This window comes from Streptomyces sp. GC420, assembly GCF_009916105.1.
Lineage (GTDB): Bacteria > Actinomycetota > Actinomycetes > Streptomycetales > Streptomycetaceae > Streptomyces.
The window spans coordinates 1-10,965 of the sequence record NZ_JAAAXQ010000288.1 but is presented as its reverse complement, the minus strand read 5'-3'; the positions used below and the strand labels follow the sequence as shown (position 1 = coordinate 10,965).

Genomic DNA, 10,965 nt, shown 5'->3' with positions numbered 1-10,965 from the left:
GGGCAGGGCGGCGCGCCCGGCCGCCTGCCGGGGCCGGCGGGTGCCGCGGCGCCGGCGTCAGAAGAAGGTCGAGATGTTCTTCGCCTGCAGGATGTTCTGGTCGAGGAGGACTGTCCTCCGGGCGACGCGCAGGCCGTCCCCGGTCCGGCGCAGGATGTCCGTGCGGCTGCCTGCGAAGACGTTCTCCTCGCGTTCGAGGCGGTTGCGGTAGACCAGGAACGCCGATCGCACCCACAGGTCGTCCTCGGTGAAACCGTCGTGCTCGGCGGGGTCCGCGTGCCGCACCATCACGTTCGTCACCAGGTGCCGGGTCCGCGACGGCGGGTCCTCCGACCAGGCCATCCCCGAGTCGAAGCGGCGGACGCGCCAGGCCATGCTCTCCTTGGTCTCGTCGTAGAAGGCCGCCTCGCCCCGCGCGGCCACGGAAAGCGACTGCTGGCGGCGCAGCCGGTTGGTGCGGGTGGGCATCCAGTAGTCGAGGTCGTCGGCGAGCAGGTCGAGCCAGTCGGCGTAGCGGCCGTCGTCGAGGAGGGCGGCCTCCTCGTAGTAGAACTGCTCGACCTCGAAGTGCGTGTCGCGGTCGGCACGGGTGCCCGCGCGCGACTGAATCTGCTCGGTGGCTGTGCTCACGGTGTCATTCGATCCCTTCTCCTCAGGGCGGCGGTACGAGGTGTGCCGCAGGGCGGCACGTCAGCCGCGCAGCAGGGCGCGCAGACTGACGCCGGGGTCGCAGAGCCGTGCGGCGTCGGCCGGGACACGGCGGTCGATCATCCGGCGGGCGGCGCGTACGGCGGCGGAGTCGTCGACCGCGGCGGCGGCCACGACCTCGCCGTCGCGCAGGCCGAAGACCGAGAAGGCCGGGTCGTCGAAGGAGCCGCGGACCACGGTCTGTTCGGCGTCGTCCATGCGGCCGACGGCCTCGATGTGGCGTTGGTGCCGGTCGGTCCAGAACCAGGGGGCCGTCGGGGCGGGCGGCGGGGTACCGAGGACGGTCGCGGCCGCGCGTGCTCCGTCGAGCCGGGCCGCCTCCCAGTGTTCGGTGCGCGGCAGCAGGGTCCCGTCCCGGCGGGTTCTGGCCGGGTCCCCCACGGCGAGCACCGCCGGGTTGGACGTCACCCGGCCCGGGTCGACCACGATGCCGCGGTCCACCTCCAGGCCTGCCCGTTCGGCGAGTTCCGTGCGGGGCACCATGCCGACGCCGAGCAGGACCGCGTCGTAGAGGCGCGGCGCGGCCCCGTCGGAGAGCCGTGCCTCGATGCCGCGCGCGCCGTGGTCGGTGAACGACTCCACGGACGCCCGGACGGTTGTCACACCGCCCAGCGGGTGCAGACCGTGCAGCCAGGCGGCCAGCTCGGGGCCGAGCACGGCGGCCAGCGGCACGGCCAGCGGATCCGCCAGGGTGACCTCGCAGCCGAGGCGGACGGCCGTGGAGGCGGCCTCGGCGCCGATCAGGCCGGCGCCGACGACCAGCACACGGGCGCCGGGGACCAGGGCCGCGCGCAGCCGGTCGGCGTCCTCCGCGGTACGCAGCACATGGACCCGCTCGCTTTCGGCGCCGGGGACCGGCGGGCGTGCCGCTCCGCCGCCGGTGGCGAGCACCACGCGGTCGGCGGGCAGCAGCCGCCCGGACTCCAGTTCGACACCGCTTTCCCGCGGCCGCAGCGCCGCCACGGTGGTCCGGGTGACCAGGCGGACACGCTGCTCGTCGTACCAGTGCGGGTCCTGGAGCGCGATCTGCTTCAGGACCTTGGCGCCGGCCAGGTAGTCCTTCGACAACGGCGGCCGGTCGTAAGGGAACTCACCGGAGTCGACCAGCGTCAGGCCGCCGTCGAAACCGCCGGCCCGCAGGGCGGCGGCCGTGCTCACGCCGGCGACGCCGCCGCCCACGATCACCACGCGTGCGGTCACGGGGTTTCCCCCGGGAAGAGGTACACGTCACCGTCGCGGACCTCGACGCGGTGCGGGCAGGCGCTCTTCGTGGCGGGCAGCCCCTGCACCTCGCCGCTCTTGAGGCAGAACTTGCTGGAGTGCAGCGGGCATTCGACGAACCCGTCCTCCACCCAGCCGTCGGCCAGCGAGGCGGTCTCGTGGGTGCAGGTGTCGTTCAGCGCGTACACGGTGTCATCGGTGTCGCGCAGCAGGGCGATGTTGTCGTCGGTGCCGGTGACCGCCTTGTCGACGGCGATGCCCTCGCCCTGCGGGATGTCGTCCAGGGCCGCGACGCGGATGCCGTCGCTCATGATGCCTCCTCGTGCCAGGCGGGGGTGTTCATCAGCTCGCGCCAGCGTGCGTAGAAGGCGCGGCCGGCCGCGTCGCTGTACAACTCGCTGGTCGTGCCGGGGTGGCGGCCGTCCTCGCGTTCGGTGCCCATGCCCATCTGGTAGTTCAGCGCCACGTTGTTGGTGATGAACCCGTGCGCGATGGTCTGGCACTCGCTCCAGTTCTCGCCGTCGTCCTGCTCGAAGATGCCGCTGGGTCCGAACGTGCGCAGGTTGTACAGGCGCTGCGCCTCACGGACCTCGTCGGGCATGGACTTGTCCACGATGGTCCAGGCCCACACCTCCATCCTGTCGGGGCCCTTGGGGTGCCAGACGCGGATGGACCCGTTGACGGGAAGGTAGGAGAAGTTCGGGAAGACCGTGGCGTGCCCGTTCGTCAGCGGCCCCTGCACCCGTGCCTCGCCGAGCCGTTCCCGCAGCGCGTCGTAGTCCATCCACTCGTGCACCCTCTGGGCGTCGAAGCGGTTCTTGGGATGGACGGGGAAGCCCGCGCCGTTGCCGTGGGCGTCGGAGTACTGGCGGCCGGTGCGGTGCACGACCTCGTCCTTGGGCTTCTTGCCGGCGGGCGCGAGGACCATGAGCGCGGAGACGTGGCTCATGTTGACGTGGTACCAGTCGGTGGCGAACTGCTCGGCCGCCAGCTTCCAGTTTCCCTCCAGGACCCACTTGTGGACCCCGCCGACGACGACGGTGCCCTCCTCGTCGTGGTCCAGCATGGCGTCCATGTACCAGGCCATGTCGCCGAGCGACTCGCGCAGCGGCAGCGGGTCCGGATTCCAGGTGCCGAAGATCAGCCCGTGGTACGTCTCCACGTGCGGGACCTCGACCAGGCCCCACTGCCCGGTGTCGAAGGAGTCCGGGTAGCCGTTCTGGTTCGGCACGCTCACCAGCGAGCCGTCCAGGTTGAACGACCAGCCGTGGTAGGTGCAGGTGAAGTTGCGCGTGGTGCCGGAGTCGGCGCGGCACACGCGGGCGCCGCGGTGCCGGCAGGAGTTGAGGTAGGCGCGGATCTTCCGGTCACGGTCGAGGGTGACGATGACCGGGTCCTCGCCCATGTACGTGGTGAAGAAGTCGCCGGGCTTGTGGAACTGGTCGGTATGCGCGAGGAACAGCCAGCTCGGTGCGAAGACACGGCGCAGTTCCTGGCGGTACAGGTCCTGGTCGGTGAAGACGGCGCGGTCCAGCAGCCCGTCCTCCGTGTCGACGAGCCCGGAGACGTCGATGTTCCGCGCCAGGTCCGCCGGGCGCCGCAGGGCCCCGCGCGGGGCCGGGGTGGCCGCGCCCTGAGGTTCGATCGTCGAGGTCATGCCCCAAGGCAACAGCAGCAGGTCGGCAAGGTTCCATCCGTCGTGCCGCAGGGCGGCACGCCCGCTGTCCGGGTGCGGTGGCCCCGGGAGAGTGTGCTCACATGCTTGCCGCAACCGCCGTCTCCCAGAGTGCGACCGACCCACTGGCCGGACTCGTCGTGGCAGACGTTCCCGTGCCCGGGCCCCGGCCCGGCTGGTCCCTGGTCCGTGTCGTCGCGTCCTCGCTCAACATGCACGATCTGTGGACGCTGCGCGGCGTGGGCCATCCGCCCGAGCGGCTGCCCATCGTCCTCGGCTGCGACGCCGCGGGCTACGACGAGGACGGCAACCCCGTCCTCGTCCATCCCGTCATCGCCGACGCCGACGCCGGCATGGGCGACGAGACGCTCGACCCGGAGCGCGCGCTGCTGTCCGAGCAGCACAACGGTGCCTTCGCGGAGTACCTGTCCGTCCCCACCCGCAACCTGATCCCCAAGCCCTCGTGGCTCACCTTCGACGAGGCCGCCTCTCTGCCCGTCGCCTGGGGGACCGCGTACCGGATGCTGTTCACCCGGGCCGGGATCCGGGCGGGCGACCGGGTCCTGGTCCAGGGCGCCGGGGGCGGCGTCGCCTCCGCCGCGATCAAGCTGGCCGCGGCGGCCGGCGCGGTCGTCTACGCCACCAGCCGCAGCGAGGACAAGCGGGCCCAGGCACTGACCTGGGGCGCCCGTGCCGCGGTCGCCACCGGCGAACGGCTGCCCGAGCGCGTCGACGTCGTGATCGAGACGGTGGGCGAGGCCACCTGGTCGCACTCCATGAAGTCGCTGCGGCCGGGCGGCACGCTGGTGATCGCCGGCGCCACCAGTGGGATGAACCCGCCCGCCGACCTCGGCCGCGTCTTCTACCTCCAGCAGCGCATCCTCGGCTCGACCGGCTGCACCCGCAGCGAACTGGTCGCCCTGCTGAAGCTGATGGACGCCACCGGCCTGCGACCGGTCATCGACCGCACGCTGCCGCTGGCAGAGATCCACAAGGGCTTCCAGCTCATGATCGACGGGCGGCTCACCGGAAAGCTCGTCGTCCACCCGTCCGCATCCCAGCAGCAAGGAGAACCTTCATGACCGCGGCAGCCGTCGGTCTGTCCCACTCGCCGCTCATCGGCAAGAACGACCCCTCGCCCGAGGTCCGCGCGGCAGTGGAGACCGCCGTCGACGACGCGCGCTCCTTCGTCCGCGACTTCGACCCCGAACTGGTCGTGCTCTACGCGCCCGACCACTACAACGGCTTCTTCTACAAGGAGATGCCGCCCTTCTGCCTGGCCACCGAAGCCACCTCCGTCGGCGACTTCGGCTCGGTCGCGGGACCTCTGTCCGTCGACACCGAGGCCGCGCGGGCACTCGCCCGCGGTGCGCTGGAGCGCGGCGTGGACCTCACCGTCTCCGCCCGCATGACCGTCGACCACGGATTCGTGCAGCCCCTGGAGGTGCTGTTCGGCGGCATCGACAAGGTCCCGGTCGTGCCCGTCTTCGTCAACGGGGTCGCCACCCCGCTCGGACCCGTCTCCCGCATCCGCGCACTGGGCACGGCGCTCGGCGAGGCCGCGGCCGGACTGGACCGCAGAGTGCTGTTCCTCGGCTCGGGCGGTCTCTCCCACGACCCGCCGGTGCCCGTGCTCGACGGGGCGCCGCCCCGCGTGGCCGACGCCCTGATCGAGGGGCACCCGCCCACGCCCGAGCAGCGGGCCAGGGGAGAGGAGCGGGTGATCTGCGCCGGCCGCGAGTACGCCGCAGGCTCGACCACGATGATCCCCCTCAACCCCGGCTGGGACAACCTCGTCCTGGACACGCTGGAACGCGGAAGCCTGGCGGACGTGGACGACTGGAGCGTGGAGTGGATGGCCGCCGAGGGCGGCGGCTCCGCGCACGAGGTGCGTACCTGGATCGCCGCGTTCGCCTCCCTCGCGGCCACCGGCTCGTACCGGATGACCTCCCGCTTCTACGCACCCGTCCCCGAGTGGATCGCCGGCTTCGCCGTAGCGGTCGCACAGCAGGAGACGGGCCGATGACCCTGCCCGCCCCCGGACACGCCGTCGCCGAGGCGGCGGACCGGCTGGGGCGAGCGGCGGCCACGGCACGGCCCTGCGCACCGGTCCGCGACCTGCTCGGCACCACCGACATCGCCGCCGCCTATGCCGTGCAGCGGCGGCTCACCGAGCGGCGGCTGGCCGCGGGGGCGCGTGTCACCGGTCGCAAGATCGGCCTGACCGCACCCGCCGTCCAGCGGCAACTGGGCGTGGACCAGCCGGACTTCGGCGTCCTCTTCGCCGACATGGACGCCTCGGGACCGCACCCGGTACCCACGAACGGGCTGCTCCAGCCCAAGGTGGAGGCGGAGATCGCCTTCGTGCTCGCCCGCGACCTCGACGCCGACGACCTCGACCTGACCGCCGTCCGGGCCGCGGTGGCCTACGCGGTCCCCGCCCTGGAGATCGTGGACAGCCGCATCGCCGACTGGGACATCACCATCACCGACACGATCGCCGACAACGCCTCCAGCGGCCTGTACGTACTCGGCGACACGCACGTGCCGCTCGACGCCTTCGAGCCGCGTGACGCCGTCATGCGCATGTGGGCCGACGGCCGGCAGGTCTCCGAGGGCAAGGGCGCCGACTGCCTCGGCGACCCGCTCGGCGCACTGCTGTGGCTGGCCCGTACCGCCCGCGCGTACCAGGACCCGCTGCGCGCGGGCCAGGTGGTGCTCGCCGGTGCGCTCGGCCCCATGGCCGGTGTCTCGGCGGGTGTCACCGTCCGCGCCGAGATCTCCGGCCTCGGCCCGGTGACCGCAACGTTCACGGACAAGGAGCCGTCATGAAGAAGACCAAGGTGGCCGTGATCGGCTCCGGCAACATCGGAACCGACCTGATGATCAAGGTCCTGCGCCTCTCGGAGACACTGGAGATGGCGGCCATGGTCGGCATCGACCCGGAGTCCGACGGCCTCGCACGGGCCCGCCGGCTGAAGGTGCCCACCACCCACGAGGGCGTGGGCGGGCTGACCGCCATGGACGGCTTCGACGACATCGACATCGTCTTCGACGCCACCTCCGCCAAGGCACACACCGCCAACGCGGCCGCGCTGGAGCCTTTCGGCAAGCGGCTCATCGACCTCACCCCGGCCGCGATCGGGCCCTTCGTCGTCCCCGCGGTCAACCTGGACGACCACCTGGACGCCGGCAACGTCAACATGGTCACCTGCGGCGGCCAGGCCACCATCCCGGTCGTCCACGCCGTCGCCCGTGTCACCCCCGTCCCCTACGCGGAGATCGTCGCCTCCATCGCCTCCAGGTCGGCGGGCCCCGGAACCCGGGCCAACATCGACGAGTTCACCGAGACCACCTCCGCCGCGATCCAGGCCGTGGGCGGCGCGGCACGCGGCAAGGCGATCATCGTTCTCAACCCCGCCGAGCCACCCCTGATCATGCGCGACACGGTGTTCTGCCTGACCGGTGACACCGACCACGACGCCGTCCGCGCCTCCGTGACGGACATGGTGGCCGAGGTGTCCAAGTACGTCCCCGGCTACCGGCTCAAGCAGGACGTCCAGTTCACCCCCGTACCGGCCGACGAACCCGTGCACACCCTGCTGCCCGCCGGCGCGCCCCGGGCGACCACCCGGGTCTCGGTCTTCCTGGAGGTCGAGGGGGCCGCGCACTACCTGCCCTCCTACGCGGGCAACCTCGACATCATGACCTCGGCCGCCCTGCGCACCGCCGAACGCATCGCCCAGCACGCACGACAGGGGGCCTGAAGCATGACCACCAGCCTGTACATCCAGGACGTCACCCTGCGCGACGGCATGCACGCCGTACGGCACCGCATCGCACCCGCAGACGTCATCCGCATCGTCGCCGCCCTGGACGCGGCCGGTGTGGATGCCATCGAGGTCGCCCACGGCGACGGCCTGGCCGGCGGCTCGGTGAACTACGGCCCCGGCAGCCACACCGACTGGGAGTGGATCGAGGCCGCCGCCTCCGTCCTCGAACGCGCCACGCTCACCACGCTGCTGCTCCCCGGCATCGGCACCATCGCCGAGCTGAAGCACGCCTACGCGCTCGGGGTGCGCTCGGTCCGCGTCGCCACCCACTGCACCGAGGCCGACGTGGCCGCCCAGCACATCGCCACCGCGCGTGAACTGGGCATGGACGTCTCCGGGTTCCTCATGCTCAGCCACATGGCGCCCGCCGGGAAGCTCGCCGAACAGGCCCGGCTCATGGAGTCGTACGGCGCCCAGTGCGTGTACGTCACCGACTCCGGCGGACGGCTCACCATGGACGGTGTCCGCAGGCGCGTCCGCGCGTACCGCGATGCCCTGCGGCCCGAGACCCAGATCGGCATTCACGCCCACCAGAACCTCTCCCTCGCGGTGGCGAACTCCGTCGTCGCCGTCGAGGAGGGGGTCACCCGGGTGGACGCCTCGCTGGCCGGGCACGGCGCGGGCGCCGGAAACTGCCCGATCGAGCCGTTCGTCGCGGTCGCCACGCTGAACGGGTGGAAGCACGGCTGCGACCTGTTCGCCCTGCAGGACGCCGCCGACGACCTGGTTCGGCCGCTCCAGGACCGCCCGGTCCAGGTGGACCGGGAAACCCTCACCCTCGGCTACGCCGGTGTCTACTCCAGCTTCCTGCGCCACGCCGAGGCCGCCTCCCGGCAGTACGGCATCGACGTGCGCAGCATCCTGCTGGAAGTCGGCCGGCGCGGCCTGGTCGGCGGCCAGGAGGACATGATCGTCGACATCGCGCTGGACCTGGCGGCCCGGGACACCGCGTGACGGCGGGCCCCGCGTGACAGCGGGCGCGGCATGACAGAGGGCGTGTTCCGGGCCGGGCCCGGAACACGCCCTCTCCGCCGTTCGGGGCGGAGACCTCCTCACGCACGCGCCGAGCGCGCCGAGCGCGCACGGGCCGCCTGCCCGGCCCACGCCTGCGAGGCGGCCGCCGCGATACGGCGTACGTCGGCGCCGAGCCGCCGGGTGTCGGTCCGCCCGCACAGGCCGGACACCGACAGCGCGGCCACCGGCCTGCCGCCCGGGCCGAGAACGGGCGCCGCCACACAGTTCAGGTCGGGCTGGCTCTCCCGGTCGTCGTAGGCGACACCATCGCGGCGTATGCGCTCCAGTTCGGCCGACAGCTGCGCCGGGTCGGTGATCGTCTGCGCGGTGAAGCACCGCAGCGGCATCTGCGTGACCTGCGCCGCCGCGTCGGCGTCGTACGCCAGCAGCACCTTGCCGACCGCCGTGGCGTGCGCGGGCAGCCGTCCTCCGATCCGGGAGGGGGCGGGCGCCGACCGGTGGCCGTAGAGCTTGGCGAGGTAGACCACCTCGGTACAGTGAAGAACCGCCAGGTGGACGGTCTGCCGGGTCACGTCGTACAGGTCGGTCAGGTACGGCAGCAGGAAGTCGCGCACGCTCTCGGAACCCGGCGCGTACACGGCCCGGCCCAGGTGGTGCAGCCGCTCGCCCAGCCGGTAGTCCGTGCCCACCCGCTCCACCACACCGTTGCGTTCCAGCAGTCCCAGGACCCGGAAGGCGGTCGACTTGCTCAGCTGCGCCCGCCGGGCGAGTTCGCTGACCCCCACCCCGGTGCTCGCCTTCTCACCGAAGGCGACGAGGAGGCTGATGGCCTTGTCGACGGCGGCACGGTCGTCCCTGCCCGCCTGGGCGACCTGGCTGCTCATGGTGGTTCACCTCGGATTCGAGGACTCGGTGTCTATTTCAGTACACCGATCGGAAACTTCAATGTGACAAGGATGCAAACCGGCCATGCGTTCGTCAATAATGACGGGGTGGACAATAAAAGTGACGATTTGGTCCGGGAGAACGAACTCGTGGCCCGGAATGTGCGGCGGTTCCGGCTGGAGAGGGCCATGTCGCTCGGTGAGCTGGCCCGCCGGTCGGGACTGTCCAAGCAGACCCTGTCGAAGATCGAGCAGGGCTCGGGCAACCCCACCGTGGAGACGCTCTCCCTCCTCGGCGCCGCGCTCGACATGCCCGCACGCCGCCTGCTGACGGAGTGGGGCACCCCGGTGTACGTCCAGCGGCACGACGAGGGGGAGTGGTCCGGCGCCCAGCACTGGTCCGAGCGCCTTCTCGACGAGACCTACGGATCGGGATACGTGCGCACCCTCCTGCTCCGCCTGGAGCGTGGTCGCAGGGAGTCCGAGGCGGTGGACCCGCACGCGCCCGGCACTCTGCACCACCTCTACGTCATCACCGGCAAGCTCCGCACCGGCCCCCTCAACGAGCCGGTCGACCTGGCCGCGGGGGACTTCGCCCGCTTCCCCGGCGACGTCCCGCACCGCATGGTCTGTCTCGGCGAGCGCGTCACGGCGCACATGGTCACCACCATTCCGCAGGTCCGTCGCATCGCTCCGACCGTCACCAGGGGCGGTGCACCCGGCGAGCGGTGAGCGCAACGGGGGCCCGGCGCCCGGTCCCTGGCGGCCACTCCGGCCTGCGAGGGGCGAAGCGCACGCGTGGGATCCAGCCGATCGTGATCAATCTGAAACGTGGTGAAGTTGTGAACTGTTGACGGGAGTTGTGAAGGGCGACAACAATTCGGGTTGCTTCGCCGCGTTGCTGAAGCGAGCGAAGTGACACGAGTGGCTCGGTCATGCGCGTCTTCCTTTCTTCCCGCGCCCGGGTCATTCGTATGCACGGCCACCTCCCACACGCTCTGAATCCCATAGAGGCTTATTTTGTCGCGTACGCAACAAAGCAGAACTCTCTCCGTGCTCGCCGCAACCGCTTTCACGACCGCCGCCCTGCCCCTGTTGTGGGCAGGCACGGCAAGCGCCACGCCGGCCGGTGCGTGCCAGTCCGCCACGGTCCAGTACCGCGTCGTCGACGCCGACGGAAACACCGTCGGCGCGGACTGGACCTCGCAGGGCGGTTTCCGCCAGTGGGACAGCGCGCCGGGAACGGTCGAAGTCCGCCTGGCACCGGGGCAGACCGTCGGCGACGGCTGCAAGTACCCCGTCTCCCTGGCCGAGTACACCACCGAGGGCCCGAACTGGCAGACCTCCGGCCACCAGACCCTGGTGGACAAGGCCACCGTCTACCTCACCGCCGCCGACGTCGCCGACGCGGGCAACGAGAAGAGGGACTGGCAGAAGCTGAGCGTGAAGACGCCGGACTGCTACGGACAGATCGACCTGTACGGCGACGACATCACCTACGACGGCAAGCAGGAGGAAGGGCACGGCCCGGCCCCCTACCAGCCCGGCGGCGCGGGAGGAGGGAGAGTTTGACGTGTACGGGTCTCTTGATGGGTGCGGGCCGTCTTGGTGGGCTGCACGGGCCTCTTGATGCCGCCGGACGACTGTGCCATATATGTCTAGACCATTG

The 10,965-nt window shown here is 71.5% G+C and carries 12 protein-coding genes; 7 read left to right on the top strand and 5 right to left on the bottom strand.

From position 1 onward, the window contains the following. Positions 1 to 57 precede the first annotated feature (57 nt). From GUY61_RS27940 to GUY61_RS27925, 4 genes are read right to left on the bottom strand one after another with little or no spacing between them, the layout of a single operon-like run. Complete coding sequence (locus tag GUY61_RS27940) at positions 58 to 630, bottom strand: 3-phenylpropionate/cinnamic acid dioxygenase subunit beta (protein WP_166633033.1); 573 nt, start codon at positions 628 to 630, stop codon at positions 58 to 60. Between the two features lie 60 nt (positions 631 to 690). Then, positions 691 to 1,908, bottom strand: coding sequence for an FAD-dependent oxidoreductase (locus GUY61_RS41640; protein ID WP_166633032.1), 1,218 nt, complete (start codon positions 1,906 to 1,908; stop codon positions 691 to 693). Then, entirely contained in the window at positions 1,905 to 2,240 is a 336-nt protein-coding gene (locus GUY61_RS27930) for a non-heme iron oxygenase ferredoxin subunit (RefSeq protein WP_166633031.1), read from the bottom strand. Before GUY61_RS27930 ends, GUY61_RS41640 begins: the two co-directional genes overlap by 4 nt. After that, on the bottom strand, positions 2,237 to 3,586 hold the full coding sequence (locus GUY61_RS27925; protein WP_166633030.1) for an SRPBCC family protein: 1,350 nt from the start codon (positions 3,584 to 3,586) through the stop codon (positions 2,237 to 2,239). The genes GUY61_RS27930 and GUY61_RS27925 overlap by 4 nt, the downstream gene beginning before the upstream one ends. 101 nt (positions 3,587 to 3,687) lie before the next feature. On the opposite strand from GUY61_RS27925, the gene GUY61_RS27920 reads away from it, so the two are divergent. Genes GUY61_RS27920 through dmpG form a run of 5 tightly spaced genes read left to right on the top strand, consistent with a single transcriptional unit; the run spans position 3,688 to position 8,391 of the window. Next, on the top strand, positions 3,688 to 4,686 hold the full coding sequence (locus GUY61_RS27920) for a zinc-binding dehydrogenase (protein ID WP_166633029.1): 999 nt from the start codon (positions 3,688 to 3,690) through the stop codon (positions 4,684 to 4,686). Beyond that, positions 4,683 to 5,630: a 3-carboxyethylcatechol 2,3-dioxygenase gene (locus GUY61_RS27915; RefSeq protein ID WP_166633028.1), complete on the top strand. Its 948-nt coding sequence runs from the start codon at positions 4,683 to 4,685 to the stop codon at positions 5,628 to 5,630. Before GUY61_RS27920 ends, GUY61_RS27915 begins: the two co-directional genes overlap by 4 nt. Further along, positions 5,627 to 6,436 carry a 2-keto-4-pentenoate hydratase gene (locus tag GUY61_RS27910; protein WP_166633027.1) on the top strand — a complete coding sequence of 270 codons (810 nt, stop codon included), beginning with the start codon at positions 5,627 to 5,629 and terminating at the stop codon, positions 6,434 to 6,436. The genes GUY61_RS27915 and GUY61_RS27910 overlap by 4 nt, the downstream gene beginning before the upstream one ends. After that, positions 6,433 to 7,371, top strand: coding sequence for an acetaldehyde dehydrogenase (acetylating) (locus GUY61_RS27905; protein WP_166633026.1), 939 nt, complete (start codon positions 6,433 to 6,435; stop codon positions 7,369 to 7,371). Before GUY61_RS27910 ends, GUY61_RS27905 begins: the two co-directional genes overlap by 4 nt. 3 nt (positions 7,372 to 7,374) lie before the next feature. After that, the gene (gene dmpG, locus GUY61_RS27900; RefSeq protein ID WP_166633025.1) at positions 7,375 to 8,391 is read left to right on the top strand and encodes a 4-hydroxy-2-oxovalerate aldolase; all 1,017 of its coding nucleotides are present in this window, start codon (positions 7,375 to 7,377) and stop codon (positions 8,389 to 8,391) included. A 98-nt stretch (positions 8,392 to 8,489) separates the two neighbouring features. On the opposite strand, the gene GUY61_RS27895 is transcribed toward dmpG, so the two are convergent. After that, on the bottom strand, positions 8,490 to 9,296 hold the full coding sequence (locus GUY61_RS27895; protein WP_166633024.1) for an IclR family transcriptional regulator: 807 nt from the start codon (positions 9,294 to 9,296) through the stop codon (positions 8,490 to 8,492). A 108-nt stretch (positions 9,297 to 9,404) separates the two neighbouring features. On the opposite strand from GUY61_RS27895, the gene GUY61_RS27890 reads away from it, so the two are divergent. Together GUY61_RS27890 and GUY61_RS27885 are read left to right on the top strand one after the other, a co-directional pair. Beyond that, complete coding sequence (locus GUY61_RS27890) at positions 9,405 to 10,028, top strand: XRE family transcriptional regulator (protein ID WP_313896892.1); 624 nt, start codon at positions 9,405 to 9,407, stop codon at positions 10,026 to 10,028. 321 nt (positions 10,029 to 10,349) lie between these two features. Then, positions 10,350 to 10,868, top strand: coding sequence for a hypothetical protein (locus GUY61_RS27885; RefSeq protein WP_243766797.1), 519 nt, complete (start codon positions 10,350 to 10,352; stop codon positions 10,866 to 10,868). Positions 10,869 to 10,965 lie beyond the last annotated feature (97 nt).

Coding starts and splice junctions, on each gene's coding strand:
- dmpG (WP_166633025.1), top strand. CDS start 7,375: ATGACCACCAGCCTGTACATCCAGGACGTCACCCTGCGCGACGGCATG.
- GUY61_RS27915 (WP_166633028.1), top strand. CDS start 4,683: ATGACCGCGGCAGCCGTCGGTCTGTCCCACTCGCCGCTCATCGGCAAG.
- GUY61_RS27920 (WP_166633029.1), top strand. CDS start 3,688: ATGCTTGCCGCAACCGCCGTCTCCCAGAGTGCGACCGACCCACTGGCC.
- GUY61_RS27905 (WP_166633026.1), top strand. CDS start 6,433: ATGAAGAAGACCAAGGTGGCCGTGATCGGCTCCGGCAACATCGGAACC.
- GUY61_RS27910 (WP_166633027.1), top strand. CDS start 5,627: ATGACCCTGCCCGCCCCCGGACACGCCGTCGCCGAGGCGGCGGACCGG.
- GUY61_RS27895 (WP_166633024.1), bottom strand. CDS start 9,296: ATGAGCAGCCAGGTCGCCCAGGCGGGCAGGGACGACCGTGCCGCCGTC.
- GUY61_RS27930 (WP_166633031.1), bottom strand. CDS start 2,240: ATGAGCGACGGCATCCGCGTCGCGGCCCTGGACGACATCCCGCAGGGC.
- GUY61_RS27925 (WP_166633030.1), bottom strand. CDS start 3,586: ATGACCTCGACGATCGAACCTCAGGGCGCGGCCACCCCGGCCCCGCGC.